Origin of the sequence: Acinetobacter tandoii (genome assembly GCF_008867985.1) — a bacterium.
GTDB classification, from domain to species: Bacteria; Pseudomonadota; Gammaproteobacteria; order Pseudomonadales; family Moraxellaceae; genus Acinetobacter; species Acinetobacter tandoii.
The window spans coordinates 335,706-359,956 of record NZ_VXLD01000001.1 but is presented as its reverse complement, the minus strand read 5'-3'; the positions used below and the strand labels follow the sequence as shown (position 1 = coordinate 359,956).

General features: G+C 39.5%; 22 protein-coding genes. 11 read left to right on the top strand and 11 right to left on the bottom strand.

Annotated features, from left to right (window positions below):
• Window positions 1-29: 29 nt before the first annotated feature.
• A complete protein-coding gene (gene surE / locus F4W09_RS01695) occupies window positions 30-797 on the bottom strand; it encodes a 5'/3'-nucleotidase SurE (protein ID WP_151503800.1) in 768 nt (255 codons plus the stop codon).
• Window positions 798-901: 104 nt separating this feature from the next.
• Here surE and F4W09_RS01690 point away from each other — a divergent pair, with 104 nt between their 5' ends.
• The 4 genes from F4W09_RS01690 to F4W09_RS01675 all read left to right on the top strand — a co-directional run bounded on the left by F4W09_RS01690 (window position 902) and on the right by F4W09_RS01675 (window position 3,742).
• Window positions 902-1,273 (top strand): MCR_0457 family protein, encoded by a 372-nt coding sequence (locus F4W09_RS01690; protein WP_016166792.1) that lies wholly within the window; start codon window positions 902-904, stop codon window positions 1,271-1,273.
• Window positions 1,274-1,451: 178 nt separating this feature from the next.
• The gene (locus tag F4W09_RS01685) at window positions 1,452-1,835 is read left to right on the top strand and encodes an MCR_0457 family protein (protein ID WP_044740267.1); all 384 of its coding nucleotides are present in this window, start codon (window positions 1,452-1,454) and stop codon (window positions 1,833-1,835) included.
• 118 nt (window positions 1,836-1,953) lie between these two features.
• Window positions 1,954-3,102, top strand: coding sequence for a D-alanyl-D-alanine carboxypeptidase PBP5/6 (gene dacC / locus F4W09_RS01680; RefSeq protein ID WP_016166794.1), 1,149 nt, complete (start codon window positions 1,954-1,956; stop codon window positions 3,100-3,102).
• Window positions 3,103-3,202: 100 nt separating this feature from the next.
• Complete coding sequence (locus F4W09_RS01675; RefSeq protein ID WP_151503992.1) at window positions 3,203-3,742, top strand: gamma carbonic anhydrase family protein; 540 nt, start codon at window positions 3,203-3,205, stop codon at window positions 3,740-3,742.
• A 113-nt stretch (window positions 3,743-3,855) separates the two neighbouring features.
• Here the strand turns inward: F4W09_RS01675 and F4W09_RS01670 are convergent, their stop codons facing one another.
• Window positions 3,856-4,392 carry an isochorismatase family protein gene (locus F4W09_RS01670; protein ID WP_151503799.1) on the bottom strand — a complete coding sequence of 179 codons (537 nt, stop codon included), beginning with the start codon at window positions 4,390-4,392 and terminating at the stop codon, window positions 3,856-3,858.
• Window positions 4,393-4,846: 454 nt separating this feature from the next.
• Between F4W09_RS01670 and F4W09_RS01665 the strand changes: the two genes are divergently transcribed.
• From F4W09_RS01665 to F4W09_RS01645, 5 genes are all read left to right on the top strand, one after another.
• Complete coding sequence (locus tag F4W09_RS01665) at window positions 4,847-5,332, top strand: NUDIX hydrolase (protein WP_151503798.1); 486 nt, start codon at window positions 4,847-4,849, stop codon at window positions 5,330-5,332.
• 4 nt (window positions 5,333-5,336) lie between these two features.
• Window positions 5,337-6,473 carry a tRNA 2-thiouridine(34) synthase MnmA gene (gene mnmA, locus F4W09_RS01660; RefSeq protein ID WP_151503797.1) on the top strand — a complete coding sequence of 379 codons (1,137 nt, stop codon included), beginning with the start codon at window positions 5,337-5,339 and terminating at the stop codon, window positions 6,471-6,473.
• Window positions 6,474-6,487: 14 nt separating this feature from the next.
• Entirely contained in the window at window positions 6,488-7,219 is a 732-nt protein-coding gene (gene hflD / locus F4W09_RS01655) for a high frequency lysogenization protein HflD (RefSeq protein WP_016166800.1), read from the top strand.
• A 57-nt stretch (window positions 7,220-7,276) separates the two neighbouring features.
• Window positions 7,277-8,665, top strand: a complete 1,389-nt coding sequence (gene purB / locus F4W09_RS01650) for an adenylosuccinate lyase (RefSeq protein ID WP_151503796.1) — start codon at window positions 7,277-7,279, stop codon at window positions 8,663-8,665.
• Window positions 8,666-8,743: 78 nt separating this feature from the next.
• Entirely contained in the window at window positions 8,744-9,394 is a 651-nt protein-coding gene (locus tag F4W09_RS01645) for a DUF2238 domain-containing protein (RefSeq protein ID WP_151503795.1), read from the top strand.
• 251 nt (window positions 9,395-9,645) lie between these two features.
• Here F4W09_RS01645 and sohB read toward each other — a convergent pair whose 3' ends face one another.
• From sohB to F4W09_RS01610, 7 genes are all read right to left on the bottom strand, one after another.
• Window positions 9,646-10,608 (bottom strand): protease SohB, encoded by a 963-nt coding sequence (sohB, locus tag F4W09_RS01640; protein WP_016166803.1) that lies wholly within the window; start codon window positions 10,606-10,608, stop codon window positions 9,646-9,648.
• Between the two features lie 197 nt (window positions 10,609-10,805).
• Window positions 10,806-11,717, bottom strand: a complete 912-nt coding sequence (pstB, locus tag F4W09_RS01635; protein WP_016166804.1) for a phosphate ABC transporter ATP-binding protein PstB — start codon at window positions 11,715-11,717, stop codon at window positions 10,806-10,808.
• 13 nt (window positions 11,718-11,730) lie between these two features.
• The gene (gene pstA, locus F4W09_RS01630; RefSeq protein ID WP_151503794.1) at window positions 11,731-13,122 is read right to left on the bottom strand and encodes a phosphate ABC transporter permease PstA; all 1,392 of its coding nucleotides are present in this window, start codon (window positions 13,120-13,122) and stop codon (window positions 11,731-11,733) included.
• A complete protein-coding gene (pstC, locus tag F4W09_RS01625) occupies window positions 13,119-14,498 on the bottom strand; it encodes a phosphate ABC transporter permease subunit PstC (RefSeq protein WP_016166806.1) in 1,380 nt (459 codons plus the stop codon). The genes pstA and pstC overlap by 4 nt, the downstream gene beginning before the upstream one ends.
• A gap of 99 nt (window positions 14,499-14,597) precedes the next feature.
• Entirely contained in the window at window positions 14,598-15,623 is a 1,026-nt protein-coding gene (locus F4W09_RS01620; RefSeq protein WP_016166807.1) for a substrate-binding domain-containing protein, read from the bottom strand.
• 467 nt (window positions 15,624-16,090) lie between these two features.
• Window positions 16,091-17,470 carry an amino acid permease gene (locus tag F4W09_RS01615; RefSeq protein ID WP_151503793.1) on the bottom strand — a complete coding sequence of 460 codons (1,380 nt, stop codon included), beginning with the start codon at window positions 17,468-17,470 and terminating at the stop codon, window positions 16,091-16,093.
• 132 nt (window positions 17,471-17,602) lie between these two features.
• A complete protein-coding gene (locus tag F4W09_RS01610; protein WP_151503792.1) occupies window positions 17,603-19,327 on the bottom strand; it encodes an alpha-keto acid decarboxylase family protein in 1,725 nt (574 codons plus the stop codon).
• 133 nt (window positions 19,328-19,460) lie between these two features.
• On the opposite strand from F4W09_RS01610, the gene F4W09_RS01605 reads away from it, so the two are divergent.
• Entirely contained in the window at window positions 19,461-19,952 is a 492-nt protein-coding gene (locus tag F4W09_RS01605; protein WP_016166810.1) for an Lrp/AsnC family transcriptional regulator, read from the top strand.
• A gap of 65 nt (window positions 19,953-20,017) precedes the next feature.
• Here F4W09_RS01605 and F4W09_RS01600 read toward each other — a convergent pair whose 3' ends face one another.
• Window positions 20,018-21,550 carry a pyridoxal phosphate-dependent decarboxylase family protein gene (locus tag F4W09_RS01600; RefSeq protein ID WP_016166811.1) on the bottom strand — a complete coding sequence of 511 codons (1,533 nt, stop codon included), beginning with the start codon at window positions 21,548-21,550 and terminating at the stop codon, window positions 20,018-20,020.
• On the bottom strand, window positions 21,550-22,926 hold the full coding sequence (locus F4W09_RS01595; RefSeq protein WP_016166812.1) for a diaminobutyrate--2-oxoglutarate transaminase: 1,377 nt from the start codon (window positions 22,924-22,926) through the stop codon (window positions 21,550-21,552). The genes F4W09_RS01600 and F4W09_RS01595 overlap by 1 nt, the downstream gene beginning before the upstream one ends.
• A gap of 470 nt (window positions 22,927-23,396) precedes the next feature.
• On the opposite strand from F4W09_RS01595, the gene F4W09_RS01590 reads away from it, so the two are divergent.
• Window positions 23,397-24,101, top strand: a complete 705-nt coding sequence (locus F4W09_RS01590; protein WP_044740256.1) for an SIMPL domain-containing protein — start codon at window positions 23,397-23,399, stop codon at window positions 24,099-24,101.
• The last annotated feature ends 150 nt before the right edge of the window (window positions 24,102-24,251 follow it).

The window sequence follows — 24,251 nt, the reverse complement described above, 5'->3', positions numbered from 1 at the left end:
GTTACAACATTTACAAGACTTTTGATGCTTTAGCGATACTGTTCATGTAAGTTCTGTAAAATTTCATAATTGGTCGCATCCATTTGAATGGGTGTAATACTGACAAAACCATTTGCAACAGCAAAGAAATCTGACTCAATCCCCGCAATTCCTTGTTTTGGTTCAGCCACCGCCTCTCCCGACAAACCAATCCAATATACTTGGCGACCACGTGGATCGACATGACTAGTAATCGGTTTGGATTGATAGCGGCGACCTTGATAGGTAATTTTCTGACCTTGCAGCTCAGCAACATCAGGAATATTAATATTCAAAATATGACGCGGTGGTAACTCTGGCAAACCTGCCTGAATGAAGTCGTGTACCCATTCTGCCGCAACTGCATAATCTTCTGGATGCTCATAACCACGTACATTGCTTCCTGCTAAAGAAACTGCTATTGCGGGCTGTTTCATTAAACGCCCTTCAAATGCTGCACCAACTGTTCCTGAATACAGCACGTCATCACCAAGGTTGGCACCGCTATTAATGCCACTGACCACCAAATCAAATTCAAAGTCGAAGAGTCCATTCATGGAGAGATACACACAATCTGCGGGTGTGCCATTCACCGCCCAAACATCTGGCGCAATTGAGATTGGTCGCAGCGGTCGATCTAAAGTTAAAGCACTGGAAAAACCACTTCGTTCACTTTCAGGTGCCACAATCACCACACGACCTAATGGTTTTAACGCATGTGCTAAAGCTTGTATCCCTGGCGCAAAAACACCATCATCATTGGCAATAAGAATATTCACAAAAAACTCGCTTTAAAAAGTGACTGACTAGAACATTTCATTGAATTATATGTGAAATTATATATATTAGCGCTCAATATCTATCACTAAATGAGTGCCTTACAATGATTAAAACTTTATCATTTCGTAGTGTTTTGGGGTTTGGTCTTGCAGTTTTATTTACTCAAGCAGTTAACGCAAATGATGGTTTAAGCCCAGAAGAAGCAAATAGCATTGTAAAAGAAGATATCGCTTCCACCCAAATTATGGCTGAAGTTTGCCCTGCAGTTATTGGGAAAAATGCAAAATTAGATGCAAATGTAAAATTACTCACGCAAATGTATTTAAAAGACTACACTGGCTCAATGACTTTAGATCAACTGCAAGCTGATCCAGAGTACAAATCTATTTTGCAAGAAACACGCAAAGCTGCCCAAGAAACCAGTAAAGAAGAACAACAAGCTGTATGTATGGATGTTGTTGAATATCAAGCGTAATTGCTAAAATTGCTTACGAATGACTTCAAGTCAAGTTATTCGTAAGTTCAAGCTAGCCTTTTCCAAAGTCCACAACTTCTTCACTATTTCAACCATTTATATACATTTCCCCTCTTCCATTTCTACATAATCTGTTTAACCTTAGCTCAAATAGATTGATCTTTTGAGTTTATTCTTTATGAAATTCGCCGCTTTAAAAACAACATCTTTAGCTTTACTCACCGCTTTTACTTTTTCTTTCGCTCATGCTGAAGAAAGCAAAGACGAAAATATTGAAGTCACACCAAACCAAACAGTTACTCAACAAGAACTCGCTGCCATTTATGTACTTTCAGAAATCTGCCCGAGCCTAATTGACAATAAAAATGGCTTTGAACAAGGCTATGCCAAACTAGCACAGGAACATCTTCCTGAAGAAAAGGATGCTGTTTCTGCTTTGGCTGAATTAAGTAAAAATAAAAAATTTAAACCAATTTTAGCCGAGGCAAAATCTGATGCTAAAACTGCGGGCGATGATAAAAATAAAGAAATCTGTCAAGAATTGACCACCTATAGCAATTGAAACAAATTGGTTACAATACTTTTGAAATAAGCCGATTTCACAGGTAGAAGTCGGCTATGCTTTGTCCTAGAATGCTAAGTTCTTTGTGCTTACATCAAGATATTGGAACCCGCTAGAAATGATCCGTAAAAGCGCCCTTGCTGCAACATTACTATTACCAAGTTTCTCTTTCGCAGCAACTGTCTTATCTACGCCGCCAGAACTCAATAATAAATCTTATGTTTTGATGGACTATGAGACAGGGCAAATCCTCGCAGCGAAAAATGAAAATGAAAAGTTAGCACCTGCTTCAATGACAAAAATGATGACCAGTTACATCATTGAACAAAAACTGTTGAAGGGCGAGCTCACTGAAGATGAAAAAGTTCGTATGAACGAATCTGCATGGTGTCGTGGTAGTAGCACAGAATCATGTATGTATGTTCCTTTAAACGGTACTGCGACTGCCTTAGAAATGTTGCGTGGTATTATTATTCAATCGGGTAATGATGCATCTAAAGCAATGGCTGAACACATTGCTGGAAATGAAGGTACTTTCGCTTACATGATGAATGAAGAAGCGAAACGTATGGGCATGACCAATACCCACTTCATCAACTCGACTGGTATGCCAGCAGATGGCCATTACTCAACTGCAAAAGATATGGCAACGCTTGCGCAGCATATCATTCATGACAGTTCAAAATATTATCCAATCTATTCTGAAAAAGAATTTACCTATAATGGGATTAAACAAGGCAACCGTAATGCCTTGCTTTATACAGACCCTAGTGTAGACGGTTTAAAAACAGGTCATACTGAAGAAGCAGGTTACTGCGTAACCACTTCATCAAAACGTGGTCCAATGCGTTTGATCTCTGTGGTATTTGGTACGCCAACCATACAAGAGCGTGCAACACAAACACGCAGCTTACTGGCTTGGGGCTTTGCAAACTTTGAAACCGTAAAAGTACAGCCTGCAAACCAAGTTTTAGCTAAAGCAAAAGTTTACTTTGGTAAAGAAAACGAAGTTCAAATTGGCTTAGCTGAAAACTTCAACGTAACCATGCCTAAAGGCAAAGCAGACGCAATTAAAACGCAACTTGTGGTTCAACCTAAACTGACGGCTCCTTTACAAAAGGGTCAAGTGGTTGGTAAGTACGTTGCAAGCTTAGATGGCAAAGTGATTTCAGAAAAACCATTGGTTGCATTACAAGCGGTTGAAGAAGCTGGATTCTTTGCACGTTTAATCGATCATATCAAACAATTCTTCGCAAACTTATTTTAAGATTTAACAACTTAAACTAAAGTTAAAGCATTCGTATGCAAATACGAATGCTTTTTTCTTTTATACTCTGCTGTAAATTGCTGAATGATGCTGTATGAACATGAAAAAAAATATCCGTCCTTATCTAGATAGCAAACCGAAGATTGATGCAAGCTGCTATGTTGATGATGCCTCTATTGTAATTGGAGACGTCGTACTAGCAGATCATGTTTCCATATGGCCTTTCGCTGTGATTCGTGGTGATGTAAATAGTATTCGTATTGGCAAATACAGTAATGTGCAAGATCATTGTATGCTACATGTTAGCCATAAAAATGATGCTAAACCAAACGGTTCTCCCCTTATTATTGGTGAAGATGTCACAATTGGACATCATGTCACTTTACATGGTTGTACTATTGGCAATCGTGTATTGGTCGGAATCAACAGTATCGTTTTAGACGATGTGATTATCGAAGATGATGTAATGATTGGCGCGGGTAGTTTAGTTCCACCACGTAAACGTCTAGAAAGTGGATATCTCTATGTCGGTAGCCCAGTGCAAAAATCACGCCCATTAACCGATAAAGAAAAAGAGTTTTTAACTTACTCTGCACGTCATTATGTGAAGGTCGCGAATAATTACCGAGAACAAGATTAATATTCAGCATAAATTTTATTTTAAATAGCCCCTTAAATTGGGGCTATTTTTTAATGTCTCATTTATTAAGTAATGTTACGTGACCATACGTGGTATAGATTCGCGTTGTAAGCTTAGAAATTAAACTCAGCACTTGTAGTAAGTTTAGCGAAAGCTCCATTCAACGTTGAGTTATGGTGCATTATAATTTGCTGAGCTGAGAGTTGCTCAGAATCAATAGTTGTATGTGCATCCGAAATAAGGCTTACATTAAAACCTAAATCAGCCGCAGCTCGTACAGTTGTATCAATACAATACTCTGTTTTCATTCCGACAATTACTAACTCTTCGACCTTACGCTCAGTCAAAATTTTATGTAAGTTTGTTTCTCTAAAACAATTTGGGTACTGCTTTTCTAAAATATTGTAATGATTGCCCATTTTAAGTTCACTAATTAACTGAGTCATTGGGCTTTCTGGACTTAAAGGCGTGTGAGCTAAGCTAACATGACGCATATAAATTACAGGCACCTGAGATAGGTCTGCTTTTTCTATCAGAAGATTAATATTATTCAGTACATGATTATTATTGAATGGTGCAATAGCTTGTTTGAATAAACCGTTTTGCATATCAACTATAATTAGTGCTTTACGTGCAATTAAATTAGACATTTAGAGCTCCGTTCTTACCAATAATGAACAGAGCATTACCCTAGCCATTATTGGCTGAGGGTTAGATTATAGAATTGTAAGGGACGTTCTAAAATTTACACACAGCCTTGCAAGAAGGTTGTGGTCATCGTGAATGAGATATTAGGAAAAGCTTTTTTCATTTTTGATGTGATTAAAATTAGAACTAAACCAACATATCATAGATTTCTCTGTAGAACAGCAGATCTAAACAAAAACTGTCAATTCAAAGCGTAATTAGGCTTGATATATCGTTAGATCTTTTAAAAATAACACAATACCCTAATACCATTTCACAAGTTAGTGGGAGCTTAAGAAATAAAACTGAATGACCAAAACAACAGAGGATTGATTCCCCCGAAGAAAACTGCCTGTCAACATAGCCACCGCCTTCTAAATTTTGTAGAATACTCCTTTTATTCCATGGTACTTTTTTATGACCGCTTGGGCAGCTCATGTCACTGTAGCTACTGTCGTTGAAAAAGACGGAAAGTTTTTGTTTGTCGAAGAATACAGCGAAGGTATTACACATACGGTGTTTAACCAACCCGCTGGGCATGTTGAATGCGGTGAAAGTATTATTCAAGCAGCGGTTCGTGAAACCATGGAAGAAACAGGTCATGCGGTTGAAGTAGATGCTCTACTAGGCATTTATACTTACACTCCGCCTATGTTCCCTGATCGTACTTATTTTAGATTTTGTTTTTTAGCACATGTTCTAGAGTATTTTCCTGAAGCTGAACTCGATCAAGGTATTGTTGGTCCAAAATGGATGACCCTAGATGAACTTCAAGAAACTGCTCGCGCACGTAGCCCTTTAGTCATTAAAGCGGTCAAAGATGCTCTCGCTGGGCAAAAATACCCTTTATCGCTCGTTTATGAGCATCAAAACTCTCCTCTTATCTCAAATCTGGATGCTTAATCCTATGCAACAACGTGTCATCGTCGGTATGTCTGGTGGTGTAGACTCTTCTGTATCTGCAGCACTTCTTCTTCAACAAGGATATCAAGTTGAAGGACTTTTCATGAAGAACTGGGAAGAAGATGACGGCACGGAATACTGTACGGCAATGGAAGACCTTGCCGATGCACAAGCTGTTTGCGATAAAATTGGAATTAAATTACATACCGCAAATTTTGCGATGGAATATTGGGATCGTGTATTTGAACACTTCCTTGCTGAATATGCAGCAGGTCGTACCCCAAACCCTGACATTCTATGCAATAAAGAAATTAAATTTCGTGCTTTCCTCGACCATGCAGTGAATTTAGGCGCAGACTTTATTGCTACAGGTCATTATTGCCGCCGCGGGGAAACCATAACCAACTCTCGTGGTGAAGAATATGCGCCTTTACTGCGCGGTTTAGATCAAAACAAAGATCAAACTTATTTTTTACATGCCGTACATGGTCGTGAAATTAATAAAACCTTGTTCCCTGTCGGTGAAATTGAAAAACCCGAAGTTCGCCGCATTGCAGAAGAACTAGGTTTAGTCACTGCGAAGAAAAAAGACTCAACTGGCATTTGTTTTATTGGAGAACGTCGATTTAATGACTTCTTGAAACAATACCTGCCTGCTCAACCTGGAAAAATTGTGCTGGATAATGGGAAAGAGGTTGGTGATCATCACGGCTTAATGTACTATACGCTCGGTCAGCGTGGTGGCATTGGCATTGGCGGTATGAAAGGTGCTGAAGAAGGTGCTTGGTTCGTCTTACACAAAGATATTGAACATAACCGCCTTGTCGTCGGTCAAGGTCATGATCACCCATTAATGCAAAGTACGATGCTTTGGAGTGAAGCGATTGACTGGGTTGCAGGTGAACAAGACATCCCTGCTACGGGTTTCCGCTGTACAGCTAAGACCCGTTATCGCCAACCTGACCAAGCTTGCGTATTATATAAAGATGACACGATGCCAAACGGTGTTCGGGTTGAATTTGATGAATCACAACGTGCTGTTACTCCAGGTCAGAGTGTCGTGTTTTATTTAGATGATATTTGTTTAGGTGGTGGTGTCATTCATCATACCAATGCGCCTAAGCCAGATTTTATTGCATAAAAGGATTGTTCGGTATGGTTGAGTTACCGTTTCAACAGCCTCAAACTTTAAGTCAACGTCAAAATCGTGCATTGGCGCTTGCGGCTGTGTTTCAGGCAACACAACTCACCCATATGACCGCTATTTCTGGGCGACAGAGCATCGGAGATAGCGGGAATTTCTATTTAGAGCAGCTCATTAAAGCCAGCCTAAATATTCGTCCGACCTCCAATCAATCCTGCCAAACCTTGGACTTTTTCAACCAACTCGCTGATATTTCGCTTGGTTTAAAAACCTTAGAAAGTAGTATTACCCAGCCATTTAATCCTGCACCAAAATCTCGCTTACCTAAACTTTCAAATGCTAAGCTTCCGATGTCCTATGCTATGGCATTATTACAATTAGAAAAGAAGGTGTATAGCAATCCAAAGTTTGTAGAAATTATTGAAAAATCACAGCAAAAGATTCTGAAACAACTCTCTTTTTTCGACAATAATTATACGCATCCGAGCATTCTTGCAAACTTAGCCCAAACCTATGTCGATACCGCAGGACAAATTAATCCTCGGATTATGGTACGTGGCAATGCAGAAGCATTTAAGGATACAGCGCACACCAATCGAATTCGTGCTGCCCTCTTTACCGGTCTACAAATGGCACATTTGTGGCGTCAGCTTGGAGGAAGCTCTTGGAGCATGATTTTTAGCAAACGTAAATTGCTTCAAGATATTCAAGATCTCGCTCGTTTACAGTATCAGGTGGTTTAACCTAATGCTGTACGAAATTTTCGTTTTACGTTTTATTCCAAAGTTTAAGGAATCACCATGAACGCTTTAACTGCACTTTCTCCATTAGATGGACGTTACGCTAGCAAATGTGATGCTTTGCGTCCTTTCCTCTCTGAGTTTGGTTTAATCCATGCTCGTGTGACTGTTGAAGTGCGCTGGTTGCAAGCGCTTGCGAACCACCCTGAAATTGTTGAAGTTCCAGCATTTACGGCTGAAACAAATGCAGCTTTAGATGCTATCGTTGCTCAATTTTCTGAAGAAGATGCAAACCGCATTAAAGAAATTGAACGTACAACCAACCATGACGTAAAAGCGGTTGAATATTTCTTAAAAGAAAAAATTGCCAATATTGATGAACTTAAAAATGCGGGTGAATTTATTCACTTTGCATGTACATCTGAAGACATCAACAACTTGTCTCATGCATTAATGTTGAAAAATGGTCGTGATGTATTGGTTGCTTCTATGCAACAAATTATTGATGCAATTGTGGTATTGGCTGAGAAACACGCTGAACAACCAATGCTTTCTCGTACACACGGTCAAACTGCAAGCCCAACAACTTTGGGTAAAGAAATGGCAAACGTAGCTTACCGTTTAGCGCGCCAAATTAAGCAATTCCAAAATGTGGAATTACTGGGCAAAATTAATGGCGCTGTGGGTAACTACAATGCACATTTATCAGCTTACCCAAACATTAACTGGCCTGCACATTCCCAAGCATTTGTCGAATCTTTAGGTTTAGACTTTAACCCGTACACCACGCAAATTGAACCACATGACTACATGGCGGAACTTTTTGATGCTTTACGTCGTTACAATACGATTTTGATCGATTTTAACCGCGATGTATGGGGTTATATTTCTTTAGGTTTCTTCAAACAAAAACTTAAAGATGGTGAAGTCGGTTCTTCAACGATGCCACACAAAGTGAATCCAATTGACTTCGAAAACTCTGAAGGTAACTTAGGTCTTGCGAATGCTGTATTGGCGCACCTAGGTGAAAAATTACCAATCTCTCGCTGGCAGCGTGACCTTACAGACTCAACTGTTCTTCGTAACATGGGTGTTGGTTTTGCTCAAAGCTTAATCGCATTTGAAGCATGCTTAAAAGGTATTGGCAAACTTGAACTGAATGCTGCGCGTATTCTTGAAGACCTAGACAACGCTCAAGAAGTACTTGCTGAACCAATTCAAACGGTTATGCGTCGTTATAACGTAGAAAAGCCATACGAAAAATTGAAAGCCCTTACACGCGGTCAAGCTATGACACGTGAGATGATGGTTGACTTTGTCAATGGAAATGAACTTGAAGCTGTACCAGCAGCCGATCGTGCACGTTTAGCTGAAATGACACCTGCAAGTTACACAGGTAATGCTGCTGAACAAGCAAAACAAATTAAAGATTTAATTGCTAAAATCTAATTTGCTGTTAATTTAAAAAGCGAAGCTTAGGCTTCGCTTTTTTGTGCCCTGCTATTTAACAGATATGAACATAAAAACATGATTGAATACCAACTGACTTTAAAACACTGGCTTTGCTTAGCGTTCATTGCCACTACAATTTTAATTACCAGTATTCATCCCCTAGAATTCGAATCATATTTACTTCATCAAGCAGGAACAATTTTTATGCTTATTGTTCTGTTCATTATGATGAAAAAGATCGGACTGAGTTTTCTTACTTTTAGCCTGTACTTGGGTTTCCTATTCATTCATATTATCGGTGCCCATTATTTATATTCCTATGTGCCCTATAATGAATGGTTCCAGCAAGTTTTTCATTTTGATTTAAATCAAACCATGGGCTGGACACGCAATATGTACGATCGATGGGTACATTTGGTCTATGGACTGCTCCTCTATCCTTTTTTCTATCGTGTGTTTCAAGTTTGGTTACCTAGTCTCAAACCTTATGTACTTTTCCTTTTAGTGATCCAGTTTGTGATGGCAACCAGCCTGATTTATGAATGGGTCGAATGGTTAATTGCCATTCAACTTTCTCCAGAAGATGCTGAAAACTATAACGGTCAACAAGGCGATATCTGGGATGCTCATATGGACATGCTGTTAGCGACAATAGGTTCTTTAATTTATGGCATTTTGTACTTAATCTATCCTGCCCTTACCGCAAATTCCACATCTAAAAAATAAGTATTACACAGGACAAAAATACGATTCGGATAATTCGAAAGATGAGCAACTGCCAAATAACTGTAAGTTAAAGAAGCACTCAGTCAATCTTAGCATTTGGGGTTATTGTGATGGTGCGATTCATATCACAACTTCTCATTGTGAATTAATAAACGCTTCATACCAATACAAGTTGATTTGAAAATTAAAATTCAGCAGAAAAAAATGCCCATAAAGGGCATTTTAAAATTTCATCATTTTATGCATTAAAATTAAAGCTTAGGATCGCGCATTTGCACCAAATTCGCATTTGCCTTACTTAGACTTTCCATTACTTTATGCATCACAGTTGGAACCAATTGGTCTGCAATTTGTGCTGCCTGTAAGCCAATTTTTTCACCTAAAGTTGGTTTACGACGAGTTTGAATCACATAAACGTCATGTTGTGGTAACAAGCTCAATAGGTATTCATCTGAAGTCTGTAGTTTATCGACCAAATTCAAATCTAGCGCATCACGCCCATACCAATGTTCACCTGTCGCTACCTTTTCAACATTTAACTGTGGACGGTATTTTTCGACAAAGTGCTTAAATAACTCATGGGTTTGTTGCAACTCTTCTTCAAATTTTGCTTTACCTTCAGGGGTATTTTCACCAAACATAGTCACTGTGCGTTTAAATTGTCCTGCTGTGTACAACTCAAAATCAACATGATGTTCTTTCAGCAAACGGTTAAAGTTGGGTACTTGAGCAACCACACCGATAGAACCAACCACCGCAAATGGTGCAGCAATAATCTCACTGGCAATGCATGCCATCATGTAACCGCCGCTCGCTGCAACTTTATCGACACAAATGGTTAAATGAAAACCTGCATCACGTAAACGCACTAACTGTGCAGCAGCTAGGCCATAACCATGTACCATACCACCAGGGCTTTCTAAACGAACAACAACACGGTCACGACCTGCCTTAGCAGTCGCTAAAATAAGAGTGATTTCTTCACGAATATTATCTACAGCAGATGCTGCGGTATCACCTTTAAAGTCCAATACATAGATTTTTTGATTGTTCTTTTTACGCGCGCGTGCTTCTTTGGCCAATTGTTGTGTCAATTGTAAAAGCTCTAATTTTGAAGCAGTCGTTTGCGCAATTTTTTTTCTTTGTTCATTTACGCGTGCATTTAAGTGACTAACTCGTATTTCCGCAGGCAACTTCGGCAATTGAAATAACATATGTAAGTAATTCTCAATTTTGTTTACATTGAGTATAAGATGGGGCTTTTATAGTGAAAATTCAATATCGTTTTTGCAATAATATTGGGATAAAAATTGCCTTGTAATTATTGGCCTTTCTAACTTAAATCAGGAAAAATTTTGCAGGTAAAAAAAACCGCAAATTAAAATTTGCGGTTAGATACAAGTAGATCTGATTAACCAAAACGACCTGTAATATATGCTTCAGTAAGCTGATGATCAGGTTGCGTGAACACTTTTTCTGTCGAGTTCACTTCAATCAAATCACCCAAGTGGAAGTAAGCTGTACGGTCTGAAACACGTGCCGCTTGTTGCATTGAGTGTGTCACGATTGCAATAGTGTACTGTGTTGAAAGCTCGGAAATTAGTTCTTCCACTTTTGCGGTCGCAATTGGATCGAGTGCAGAACATGGTTCATCCATCAAAATCACTTCTGGACTCACTGCAATGGTACGTGCAATACATAAACGTTGTTGCTGACCACCTGATAAACCTGTCCCTGGTTGATTCAGACGGTCTTTAACTTCATCCCAAAGACCTGCTTTACGCAAACTGTTTTCAACAATTTCTTCCAAGTCGTATTTATCACGTGCCAAACCGTGTAGTTTTGGACCATACGCAACATTGTCAAAAATAGACTTTGGAAATGGATTTGGCTTTTGGAAGACCATACCTACTTGCGCACGCAGTAACACCACATCTAGATTTGGATCATAAATGTCCTGATTATCTAACAAGACTTTACCCGTCACACGGCATGAATCAATGGTGTCATTCATGCGGTTTAAGGTACGTAAAAAAGTCGATTTACCGCAACCTGAAGGACCAATAAAGGCAATCACTTCATTTTGATAAATTTCTAAATCAATCCCTTTAATGGCTTCAGCATCGCCATAATAAACATGAACATCAGAAGTACTGAGTTTTACTTTGGCAGTTTCATTTTCTTTTTTTGCAGACGCTTGCGTATCAAACTGCGAAATAAACGACGTTTGACGCTTTGAATCAGCTTCAGGAGATGTAAATTGAGTCTGTTGTGGATTCACTGACTTGTCCTGCTCTAAAGAGTTATTTACAACGGTATTCATATATTGCCCTCAATTACCAGCGGACTTCAAATTTCTTACGTAACCAAATTGCAAGACTGTTTAATCCAATCATTAATGCAAGAAGTACGATAATGGCTGCCGCAGTACGTCCTTCAAAGAAGTTACGCAACTCATTACCCTGCCATAAATAAACTTGTACAGGTAATGCTGTGGCTTGATCTAATGGTGTACTTGGAATACTGGCAACAAAGGCACTCATTCCAATTAATAGTAGTGGTGCAGTTTCACCCAGTGCATGTGCAACACCGATGATTGAACCTGTCATGATCCCTGGGAGTGCTAAAGGAAGCACATGATGGAATACAGTTTGAATGCGCGATGCACCCAAACCTAATGCAGCTTGGCGAATGGATGGCGGAACTGCTTTTAAAGATGCGCGTGTGGTAATAATTACCGTTGGCAAAGTCATTAAACTTAATACCAAACCACCAACCAATGGCGCAGACAATGGTAACTGCATCCAGCCAATAAATATTGCTGCACCCAACAAACCGAATACAATCGAAGGAACGGCTGCAAGGTTGTTAATGTTCACTTCAATAATATCGGTAACGATATTTTTGGGCGCAAATTCTTCAAGATAGATTGCTGATGCCACCCCAATTGGAATTGAGATAAAAATCACAATCAACATCATGAACAGCGAGCCCATAAATGCACCTGCTAAACCTGATGTTGCTGGCGCACTACGTGAATCTGGATTGGTGAAAATATTGGTGTTAAAGGTATTTTCAATTACACCTTTCGCTTCCATAGAATCAGCCAACTGACGAACTTCAGGGCTTAATTGCTGTTGCTCATCAGGAAGACTACGGTCAATGTTCCCCGCCAACCATACATCGACATTGGCATCGGTTAACAACTTAATATCTTCTGTTTTACCAATCAACGTTGGATCAGCCAACACCATATCACGTAAACGGTACGATTCTGAATCAGTATAAATACTGGTAAGTTCATCACGTTGAGCTGCCAGTGACGGATCTTTTTTAATCAGACCATTCACAATCAGTGCATCCCAGTCAACCATTCCCATTTCGGTTTGCCAAGCCACATAACGCTCTTGAAACTGTGCTGGAGACTCTCCTACACGCTGTACAGGTTTAGCACCCGCATTCACAATCGTTGGGTCAAAATACACTGGAACTGACATACTGGTTTGCCAGAAGGCAGGCAAACCTTTCGCCAAAATACTGCCAAACAGTAAAACCACGAAGAATAAGCCAGAGATTACTGCTGCAAAGCCAAATCCACGAAAGATTTTTTCCTTGCGGTGACGTTTAGATAATGAGTTTTCAATAATCTTTTTACGTTTTTCGCGCAATTCAGCAGCCGATTGCGAGTCAAATGTTTGACCCATAGAAGAAGAATTCGATGTGCTCATTCGTATTGCTCGCGATATTTACGCACGATGTAAAGTGCAATAATGTTCAGACCCAAAGTAATCACAAATAAGGTCAGACCCAATGCAAAAGCAACCAATGCTTGAGGGCTGGCAAAATCTGTATCCCCTGTTAATTGCTTCACAATCGTCACTGTTACGGTTGATACTGCTTCGAGTGGGTTTGCATGAAGTAATGGACTATTACCTGCGGCTAAAACCACAATCATGGTTTCACCAACAGCACGAGATACTGCCAGTAAGAAAGCCCCTGTAATCCCAGGTAAAGCTGCTGGCAAAACTACTTTTCGGATTGTTTCAGACTTGGTTGCACCTAAACCCAAAGAACCATCGCGTAATGCACGAGGTACCTGAGTGATAATGTCGTCTGAAAGTGAAGATACGAATGGAATAATCATGATGCCCATCACGAATCCAGCCGTCAACGCACTGGTCGCATTGATGTTCACGCCGACTTGTTCACCGAGCATTCTAAAGAATGGACCAATGATCATCATCGCAAATACACCATAAACAATGGTTGGAATACCTGCGAGAACTTCAATAGCTGGCTTTGCCCAAGAACGGAAGCCTGAAGAAGCATATTCAGCCAAGTAAATGGCAATCATGAGACCTAAAGGTACTGCAACCAGTAGTGCAATACCACTAACCATCAAGGTTCCCCAAATTAATGGGAGCAGACCATAACTGCCTTCCGCATTGCCTGAAGTACTAAAACCTGGGTTCCATTCAGTACCAAAGAAGAAATCCATTGGGCTGACAAAACGGAAGAAATGCATGGCTTCAGTAAACATCGACATCACAATACCGACGGTTGTCAGAATTGCCACGCCCGAACACAACGCCAAACCAATATTGATGATTTTTTCAACTTGGTTTCGTGCTCGGTATTGTCCTTGTACACGTTTTTTTGCCCAGACTAAACCGACTAAGGCAGCACAAATCACCACAGCTAATTTTGCAAAAGAACCAATACTTTCAACCTTTGCCAATTGTTGTGCAGCCGCGATTTCATATGGCGCAGCTTGATCACTTACCCCAAAACCTGATGCAATTGCCTGTACACGATCTAGAAGTACTTCAACACCCGCAGCATCTAAACCACTTAATACATTTGCAGGAACATTGTTCATGACAATGTGACGCAAAATATTGGGTTCAACGATATTCCAAACAATCAAAATTAAAAAAGCAGGGATACCACACCACAACGCAACCAATGCCCCATAATATCCTGGGCGTGAATGCAACATTGCTGAGTTATTTCCCTTACCTGCTAAGTTACGACTTTTTGCGAGACCAATTTGGTAAGCGATCGCAATTATGGCCAGTAACACGCCTATAAGTAGCAGATTCATGTATTCTCCACCGTTTTTTCAATTTTCATTCTTTGAAAAAACTCACTATGTACAAAAAGCCAATGGTGGGAGATCCCACCATTTGCCTATTTCACTGAATTACTTAACCGCTTTGCCTGCTTTAAAGTCAGCAAGAATTTTTGCACGCTCTTTGTCTGACATAGAAATCAAGCCTGCCTTTTCTAACTTAGAACCTTTACCTGAAACTTTCTTGTTTAAGAAATATTCCGTGTATTGTTGTAAGCCTTTGATTGATTGAAGGTGCTCACCTTTCACGTAGAAGAACAATGGACGTGAAACAGGGTAAGAGCCATTCAGAATTGTCTTCTCAGATGGCGCAACGTTGTTCACTGTCGCTACACGTAACTTGTCACGGTTTTGATCATAGAAGCCTAAACCAAACACACCTACTGCACTTGGAGAAGTTTTCAAGCGAGCCAATGTTTCAGTGTAGTCGCCTGCAATTTCAATGACTTTGCCGTCTTTACGGAAAGCTGAACATGCTTTCTTCTGAGCATCTTTATCTAACTTCTTGAAGTAATCGTAAGATTCACAACCAGCTTCAACCATTTTCTCTTGGAACACTTCACGTGTACCGTGGTTTGTAGCAGGAATTACAAGAGTGATTGGTTCGTTTGGAAGTGTTTTGTCAATTTGGTTCCAACGTGTATATGGGTTTGGAACTAACTTACCATTTGATGGTAATTTTTCAGCTAAAGCTGCAAATACATGGTAAGGCTTTAACTTGTATGCTGCTTTGTGTGAGTTTGACGCAAAAACAATACCGTCATAACCAATTTTGATTTCGTGAATTTTGTTTACGCCTGCTTTTTTACAAGCAGCTAATTCTGTATCTTTAATTTTACGTGATGCATTTGCCACATCAATCGTATTGTCACCTACACCTGCACAGAACTGTTTTAAACCGCCTGAAGTACCACCAGAACCCACAACTGGAGTTTTATATTGCGGAAATGTATTACCAAATTCTTCAGCTACAATACTTGCATATGGCAATACTGTTGAAGAACCAGCGATTTGAATTGTGTCACGTGCTGCATTTGCAGTTGTTGCTACAGCTGCCCCTGTTACTGCCAATGCAAGTGCGATGTGGTTTAAGCGCATACTCATCTCTCTTAATGTGTGCAATTTGAAGTACGTCACTTTTTTATTCAGTTTTGTACTTTTTTCGATATATGCATTTTGATTTTAAAATATGACAAATAAGTTACAGCAATATGACGCTTTTATGATATTTGGAGCTTGAATGATGATTTATTTAAAATTCTTTTAGATTCAATATGTAACATAAATTATATTCTTATTTTTATGTTTTAATTACTAGCTGTAAAGTGTAACAATTCATCTTGATGTCATTTTTACATGCTTTAAAGTGTGTCCGTTATCTTAATACCCTCTTACCCAATTCAGCCTTTCCTACCTAATTAAACAGTTTTAAAGCATGAATTTAAGAATCTAAGAATTTTTTACCTATCTCGAATACCTACACTTACTCTACTCAGTCATTCTTAAATACAAAAAGGGCTACCTCACGTTAGTCGGGTAACCCTAAATGTATAACTTTTAAAACTTTAATTGGACTGTGCTTCTGGCATTACCAATATTTTTTTACGATATTTGAGCACATATGTGATCGCTAAAGCTGCCATCCAGATGGGACCTAAAATCACAGCCAAACGCATATCTGGTGTAAGCGCCATAATAATCAGAATCATACAAACAAATGCAATGGTCAAATAGTTGGTCCATGGACTTAAAATACTTTGAAACTTGGTCTGACGTCCTTGCAGTTTCATGGCTTTACTAAATTTCAAATGTGTTACCGAAATCATGAGCCAGTTAATCACCAATGCAGCAACCACCAACATCATAAAGAGCTGGAAAGCTTGCCCAGGAATCAAATAATTCACCAAGACACAAACTGCTGTGATTGATGCCGATACAATTGCAGCAGGTACTGGAATACCGCGACTGTTAATTTTTTTCAATATTGCAGGTGCATTACCCTGCTCTGCCAAGCCATGCAACATACGAGTATTACAGTAAATACAACTGTTATAGACAGAAATTGCGGCAATCAACACAACAAAGTTTAGAACATTAGCAACACCATTACTGTTGAGTGACTGGAAAATTAAAACGAATGGACTACCACCTTCTGCCACCATATTCCAAGGATAAAGGCACAGCAAAATACCAATTGCACCAATATAGAAAATCAAAATTCGGTAGACAATTTGATTAACTGCTTTAGGAATAGTCGTTTCTGGCTGCTTAGTTTCTGCTGCGGCAATTCCAATCAACTCTAAACCACCAAAAGCAAACATAATGACTGCCAATGCCATGACAAAACCATGCATACCATGTGGGAAAAATCCACCATGCTGCCATAAATTTGCAATACCAGCCTGTGGCCCTGCTGAACCCGAAAACAGTAAATAAGCCCCAAAGCCAATCATGCTCAAAATCGCAATAATCTTAATAAAAGAAAATATAAATTCTGATTCGCCAAAAAAGCGGACATTCACCAAGTTAATGCCATTCATTAAAATGAAGAAAAATAAAGCGGTGAGCCACGTTGGAATTTCAGGCCACCAAAACTGAACAAATGTACCGATTGCACTTAATTCAGCCATGCTGACTAGCACATACAACACCCAATAATTCCAACCAGACATAAATCCAGCCATTTTGCCCCAATACTTGTTGGCGAAATGACTAAATGAGCCACTGACGGGTTCTTCGACCACCATCTCACCCAACTGACGCATAATTAAAAATGCAATAATCCCTGCTATAGCATAGCCCAACAAAATAGAAGGCCCTGCCAGTTTAATGGTTTGTGAAAGTCCTAAAAATAGCCCTGTACCTATTGCGCCACCTAAGGCAATCAATTGAATATGCCGATTCGACAAGCCTTGTTTCAAAGCATGCTGATTATTTTCATCCATACATTTTCTCCGTTGTAAGTGTAACGTCCTGTACACCTTTATTCAGCACTAGACCGAAGACCTATAATTAATCTTCGGACTTAATATGCTTTAATTTAATTCCATTTTTAAAAAGACGCTGCGGTCTCCAGCTTAGAACGAGCTTACATTTTTACATTCCAGCGTATTTGAACGCTGAGTTAAAATTTCATAGCCACGATCACCATAGTCAAATCGTGCAATCACGTTGGCAAATTTTTTCAAACTTAAAGGAGCATCCATGGCAGGGAGTTTTAATTCCACAAAAGTCAGTCCATCCTGTTGCTGCACGTTATCCAAAACCTGTTGCAGTTGCCCAACTGTTTCAACCACATGTGATTGATAAGCCTTACTTCCATTAAACACTGCTGGAATTTGTGCATAGTTCCAGTTTTGAATATCGTTATAAGCCGCATTTTCACCCATAATTAAACGCTCGATGGTATAGCCACCATTGTTCAACAAGAAAATTATTGGCTTGAGACCATGACGAATAATGGTCGAGAGTTCTTGTACAGTTAACTGAAATGAACCGTCTCCAATAAACAAAATTTGTCGACGCTCAGGCGCAGCCAACAAACTTCCGAGTAAAGCGGGCAATGTATAACCGATAGAACCCCAAAGTGGCTGAGAAATATATTTTGCTGTGGCAGGTAACTTTAAACCCGATAGTGCAGAGTTTGAAGTTCCAACCTCTCCAATAATGACATCATCATCCTTAAAGAAACCTGCGATAGCATTCCACAGTAATTCTTGACTGAGTTTCTGCTGCTCATTAACTTCAGGCTTTTTTTGTGTAGAGCACTGAGTCACAATATTGTGTGGAGTTTTACGCGCTGCGACTTTTTTATTTAATTCAACCAACAATTGGCCAATTTCAATACCCGGTACATCCTGACCAAAAATATTCAAACCATAAGGCTTAATTTCAATATAATTTTCAGTCGCAATTTGATGCGTAAATACGGCTGAACCTACATCAGTAAAGCGAACACCCACCCCAATTAAACAGTCCGACTGTTCAATCACATTTTTTACGTGCGGTTGACTCGCCCCACCCACATAAGTTCCGATATAATGCGGTGAGCCCTCATCCATGATATTTTTTGCTGTATTCATACCAGCAAATGGAATCGAGCACTTGTTAGATAAATCATGTAATAGAGAGGTTACCCCAAAAACAGCAGCTTCATTGTCAATCAACAATGCTGGGCTTTTTGCTTTTGCCAAAATGCCACACAGTTGATCGACTACGCTACTTAGTAAATCAGGTTCAACCGATGGATAACTGAGATCGAGTGGACGCTCATCCACTTCGATTTTTACATGGGTAATGTCCGATGCTAGCTGAATATGTACTGGACGACGCTCTAGAAAACACTGACGTAAAACACGATCAATTTCAAAAGCTGCATTGGCAGGTGTTAAACGTGTTTGCGCCACAGTAAATTCTTTCATGCAATTCATAATATTGTCATAGTTACCATCGATCAATGTATGGTGAACCAGAATGCCTTTTTGAACCACATGTAAAGGAGGGATACCTGAAATATGTACCATCGGCACATTTTCCGCATAGGCTCCTGCAATGCCGTTAATTGCACTTAGATCACCAACGCCATATGTAGTTGCCAATGCTGCAAAACCGTTAATTCGTGCATAGCCATCTGCTGCATAAGCCGCATTTAACTCATTACAGTTGCCAATAAATTCTAGCTGAGCATCTGCTTCAACTTGTTCTAAATAAGAAAGATTGAAATCACCAGGTACACCAAAAAGATGCTGTATACCCATTTGTTTTAAACGAAGATTTAAAAATTCACCAATTTCTATGAACATTGCTCGATATCCTTTGAGACCATTTTTTATTCCATAGAAAAATAATATTTCATCTACGCCGTAAATTTCGTGCATAATGAAACCGAATTTTAATAAAAATACAAGATTTGTGTATCACAAAAGGATTTTATGCATGGATAAGTTCGACTGGCAAATCATTCAAGCACTACAAAAAAATGGACGGCTCACCAATCAGGAAATTGGCGATTTAATTGGTTTATCTGCATCACAGTGTTCGAGAAGACGACAACTACTGGAGCAAAAAGGCATTATTTTGGGCTATACTGCCCGCATACAGCAGCAGGCTTTAGGCATGGAAGTGACTGCCATGATTCATATTAACTTAAGAACACATGAAGCATCTTCTCAACAAGCCTTTCAAGAACTCATCGAAGCGGAAGACAATATTCAGGATGCTTTTTCGATTAGTGGCGATGCAGATTTTATTCTAAAAGTGGTCGCTGAAAACTTAGAGCAACTTTCCCATTTTGTGACAGAACGCTTATTAACCTATTCTTTTATTGGGCACATTAAGTCTTACATTGTTTTGAAAAAAATTAAGGAACAGAATCACTTTTTACTTAAATCAAAAAGTCACAACTATCATCCTGTGCATTTAGCTTAAACATTTTTCCTATATAACAAATAAAAAAGCCTGGAATTTTCCAGGCTTTTTGAACAACATGACGATTAGTCAATCGCTGGTGTATATGTGCCTGCTTGAATAGGACCTTTAATACGATCTGCTTCTGCAAGAACAAGAGACAGCAAGTTCTGTACGTTTTCTAATGTTGCAACAGGGCTCAGTGTCGTCATTTTCAATGATTGCACTTGACCTACTTTAGTTACACCAATATTCGCTTCACCACGCGCAAACAATTCATCTGCAACGTTTTGATTCAATGTATCCAACAATTCTACTGGGTAGCCTGCTGGTACAACACGGAATAAAACAGAGGCAAATTGTGGCTCAACCAAAAGCTCAAGACCATCAGTTGCTTTAATATAATCGGCAACATCACGTGTCAATTTAATACCGTGATCGATCATAGAACCATAAAGCTCTTCACCTAAAGCTTCTACAGTCATCCACAATTTCAACGCATCAAAACGACGAGTTGTTTGTAAAGATTTCGATACTAGGTTCGGAACACCATGTTCTTCATCATAGGCTGAGTTCAAATATTCAGCTTCGTAGTGCATGAAACGATAGTTCGCTTCATCTTTAAGCAAGAATGCACCACAAGAAATGGTTTGGAAATAGTGCTTATGGAAATCAAGCGTAATCGAGTCAGATAACTCAATCCCATCCAACATCGAACGATAATCATTCGATAAAATTAGTGCACCACCCCATGCCGCATCGATATGCATCCACGCACCAAACTTGTTAGTGATTTCACGAATTTTCTTCAATGGGTCAATTGCGCCCGCATCGGTTGTGCCCGCAGTTGCAACCACACACGCCACGATTTTGCCTTCTGACTGTAAATGCTCCATGGTTTTTTCGAGAGCATCTACATCCATCTGTGCATTTTCATTCACAGGAACAGTGACCACTGATTGGAAGCCCATGCCCATCATTGCCATGTTCTTTTGCACAGAGAAATGTGCATTTTCAGAACAAATGACTTTAACGTTTTTCATAGCTTCTGCTGGAATACCATCGCGCTGTACAGACCACGGATTACCGTTTTCGTCTTTCCAGTTTTTCGAGATGCAAGCATCACGCGCAAGGAGTACACCCATCAAGTTAGACTGTGTACCACCAGAAGTGAATACACCTGCTTGACCTGCACCATAACCGACTTTTTGACGAAGCCAATCAATCAATTGAACTTCCATCAAAGAACCCGCTGGGCTTTGATCCCATGAGTCCATAGATTGGTTGGTTGCATTAATCAAAACTTCAGCAATTTGGCTTGCAACCATGGTTGGGCAATGCAAATGTGCTAAAGAATGAGGGTGATGTACTTTTAAGCTTTTATTTAAGAAAAGCTCAACCATACGATCCAATGACTTTTGTACACCTAAACCTTCTTTAGTTGGGTTAAAAGCAATCGCATCACGTAATTCTTTGATGCTGCCGCCTGTGTACATTTTGTCATTTTGCAACCATGCCGCTACCGCTTTGGTAGCTTGCTCCATTGCTGACTCATAGTCAGCAATGGATTGGGCATCATTGCAGAGTAACGCTTTACGGTGTTCTGCAAAATCAACCATTATTGAGCGCCTCGCACTGCAATAAGCGCTTCAGCAATTGCTTTCTTAAAGCGAGCAATTACTTCTACACACTCTTCTTGCGTAATGATTAATGGGCAAAGTAAACGAATCACTGTACCGTTACGACCACCTTTTTCTAACAAAAGTTTGTTATCAAAACATGCCGCTTGGATTGCTGCTGCCAATTGACCGTCTGCTGGTAAAGAACCCATATGGTCAGCTGGTTTACGCTCATCAACGATTTCAACACCGATCATTAAGCCACGGCCACGAACGTTACCAATACATGGGAATTCTTGCGCTAATTTTTTCAATTCTGCTTGTAAGAAATCGCCACGCTCTTGTGCATTTTGCGCTAAGTTCTGCTCAGTAATCGTTTTTAATACGACCAAGCCAGTACCCATTGCCAACTGGTTACCACGGAAAGTACCCGTGTGACCCGCTGGTTGCCATGCATCAAACTTACGTTTAATACCTAGCACCGCAAGTGGTAAACCACCACCAACAGCTTTTGACATTACAACTACATCTGGCTCAATGCCTGCATGTTCATAGGCAAACATTTTACCTGAACGAGCAAAGCCCGCTTGAACTTCGTCAAGAATTAATACAATGTTGTGCTTTTCAGTCACTTCACGGATTTTTTTCAACCATTTGGTTGGTGCTGTCACAACACCGCCTTCACCTTGAATCGCTTCAAGAATAACTGCTGCTGGCTTAGTGACACCGCTTTCTACATCTTCAATGAAGTTTTCGAAGAAATAGGTTAACGCATCAACACCCGCTTCACCACCTAAACCCAGTGGGCAACGGTATTCATGCGGATATGGCATAAACTGTACGCCTGGCATTAAACCATTCACAGCATTTTTAGCAGACAAGTTACCTGTCATTGCCAAAGAACCGTGGGTCATACCATGATAACCACCAGAGAAACTGATTACTGAGCTACGACCTGTATAAGTCTTCGCAAGTTTAATCGCTGCTTCAGTCGCATCTGCACCAGATGGACCACAGAACTGTAAACAGTACTCTTCTTTACCGCCCGGAAGATACGAAAGCAACGCTTCCGTGAAAGCATCTTTCAACGGTGTAGTTAAATCTAAAGTATGTAATGGAATGCCACTTGTCAGTGTATCTTGAATACTTTGAACGACCGCAGGATGATTATGGCCTAATGCCAATGTTCCTGCCCCAGCTAAACAATCAAGGTACTCTGTACCTTCAACATCGGTAACCCAGCAACCTAATGCTTTTGCTATCGCTAACGGTAATTTACGTGGATAGCTACGAACATTGGATTCCATCTGACTTTGGCGAGTCAAATAGTATTCGTTAGTAGAATTAGTGGCAGGGTTTACAGAAGAAACGCTCATATCGAATTACCATCTCTGATATGGGTTGAAAGAAATAAGTCTGGTGACTTGCGGTCCTTTGACTCGGTGCTTTATAGAATCTAGTTAGACAGTATTTAATTAAATAACTAGGAGCGGCATGATACCGAATTTTTCAGGAAAATAAACAACTTTTAGCAAATATACGCCCTAATTTTTTGAAATAAACTGTACACCTAACCAGCCCTTTCATTATCATCTTACATTGTGACAAGTGAAAGAAAATACGATTTTTTTTACTTTTTAGAAATTTCATTTCCTGATCATTTTATTTATCGTTTTTTATAAAATTAAACCCTTGATTTAAGACTATTTAATTTAAATATTTTTAGCTTGGCTTTCATGCAAAAATTTACAAACTCACCACAATTCCTGCAAAAGTTCCCCATGAACTGCCTATACCATTACCTTAATCAAATAAGTTTGAAAAATTCAAATAAAGGTTACTTCTTATGCGCCATTTTGTAGTTTCTTCCCTCCTCCTCGGTGGTTTATTCAGCAGCACTGCTTTTGCGCAGCAAACAGAAGCTTTGAATTACAATTTAGTAAACGTACAAGCAGAAGCATCACGTCAAGTTTCAAATGACGAAATGCACGCTGTACTCTATATTGAAAAGAGCAATAAACAGCCTGCTGAATTGGCAAGCCAAATCACTCAACTTATGAATCAGGCGATTGCGACTTCGCGTAAGTACCCAAATGTAAAAGTCGAAACAGGGTCTCAAACGACTTATCCAATTTATGACAACGATAGTCGCAAATTAAAAGAATGGCGTGGTCGTGCTGAAATTCAAATTGAAAGTACCGACTTTAAAGCAGCGAGTCAGTTAGTGAATGAGTTACAGCAAAACTTTCAAACTCAATCAATCAACTTTACTGTTTCAGATGCTCAACGTAAAAAAGTTGAAAATGAACTTATGGTTGAAGCCTCTAAAAACTTCCAACAGCGCGCGCAGTTATTGAGTCAGTCATGGAATAAGTCAGGCTATAATTTAGTCAATTTAAATTTAAATACCAGCAACAACTACCCTCAACCCATTATGATGCGTAGCAGTATGGCAAAATTTGCCGATGCAGAAGCAGCATCAATGCCTGAAGTTGCAGCAGGTGAATCTAAAATTACGGTGAATGCAAACGGTACTGTACAATTTAAATAATAGTAGATTTAACTTAAAAAAACCGTGCCACAGACACGGTTTTTTATTTTTTGTTACTTTACATCACATTCAAGATCAAAATCTAATCATAATTTTGAAAAATAATAGTAATTAATGATAACTATTATTATTTAATAATTGCGAGAGTCT

Coding starts and splice junctions, on each gene's coding strand:
- F4W09_RS01690 (WP_016166792.1), top strand. CDS start 902: ATGATTAAAACTTTATCATTTCGTAGTGTTTTGGGGTTTGGTCTTGCA.
- F4W09_RS01685 (WP_044740267.1), top strand. CDS start 1,452: ATGAAATTCGCCGCTTTAAAAACAACATCTTTAGCTTTACTCACCGCT.
- dacC (WP_016166794.1), top strand. CDS start 1,954: ATGATCCGTAAAAGCGCCCTTGCTGCAACATTACTATTACCAAGTTTC.
- F4W09_RS01675 (WP_151503992.1), top strand. CDS start 3,203: ATGAAAAAAAATATCCGTCCTTATCTAGATAGCAAACCGAAGATTGAT.
- F4W09_RS01670 (WP_151503799.1), bottom strand. CDS start 4,392: ATGTCTAATTTAATTGCACGTAAAGCACTAATTATAGTTGATATGCAA.
- F4W09_RS01665 (WP_151503798.1), top strand. CDS start 4,847: ATGACCGCTTGGGCAGCTCATGTCACTGTAGCTACTGTCGTTGAAAAA.
- mnmA (WP_151503797.1), top strand. CDS start 5,337: ATGCAACAACGTGTCATCGTCGGTATGTCTGGTGGTGTAGACTCTTCT.
- hflD (WP_016166800.1), top strand. CDS start 6,488: ATGGTTGAGTTACCGTTTCAACAGCCTCAAACTTTAAGTCAACGTCAA.
- purB (WP_151503796.1), top strand. CDS start 7,277: ATGAACGCTTTAACTGCACTTTCTCCATTAGATGGACGTTACGCTAGC.
- F4W09_RS01645 (WP_151503795.1), top strand. CDS start 8,744: ATGATTGAATACCAACTGACTTTAAAACACTGGCTTTGCTTAGCGTTC.
- sohB (WP_016166803.1), bottom strand. CDS start 10,608: ATGTTATTTCAATTGCCGAAGTTGCCTGCGGAAATACGAGTTAGTCAC.
- pstB (WP_016166804.1), bottom strand. CDS start 11,717: ATGAATACCGTTGTAAATAACTCTTTAGAGCAGGACAAGTCAGTGAAT.
- pstA (WP_151503794.1), bottom strand. CDS start 13,122: ATGAGCACATCGAATTCTTCTTCTATGGGTCAAACATTTGACTCGCAA.
- pstC (WP_016166806.1), bottom strand. CDS start 14,498: ATGAATCTGCTACTTATAGGCGTGTTACTGGCCATAATTGCGATCGCT.
- F4W09_RS01620 (WP_016166807.1), bottom strand. CDS start 15,623: ATGCGCTTAAACCACATCGCACTTGCATTGGCAGTAACAGGGGCAGCT.
- F4W09_RS01615 (WP_151503793.1), bottom strand. CDS start 17,470: ATGGATGAAAATAATCAGCATGCTTTGAAACAAGGCTTGTCGAATCGG.
- F4W09_RS01610 (WP_151503792.1), bottom strand. CDS start 19,327: ATGTTCATAGAAATTGGTGAATTTTTAAATCTTCGTTTAAAACAAATG.
- F4W09_RS01605 (WP_016166810.1), top strand. CDS start 19,461: ATGGATAAGTTCGACTGGCAAATCATTCAAGCACTACAAAAAAATGGA.
- F4W09_RS01600 (WP_016166811.1), bottom strand. CDS start 21,550: ATGGTTGATTTTGCAGAACACCGTAAAGCGTTACTCTGCAATGATGCC.
- F4W09_RS01595 (WP_016166812.1), bottom strand. CDS start 22,926: ATGAGCGTTTCTTCTGTAAACCCTGCCACTAATTCTACTAACGAATAC.
- F4W09_RS01590 (WP_044740256.1), top strand. CDS start 23,397: ATGCGCCATTTTGTAGTTTCTTCCCTCCTCCTCGGTGGTTTATTCAGC.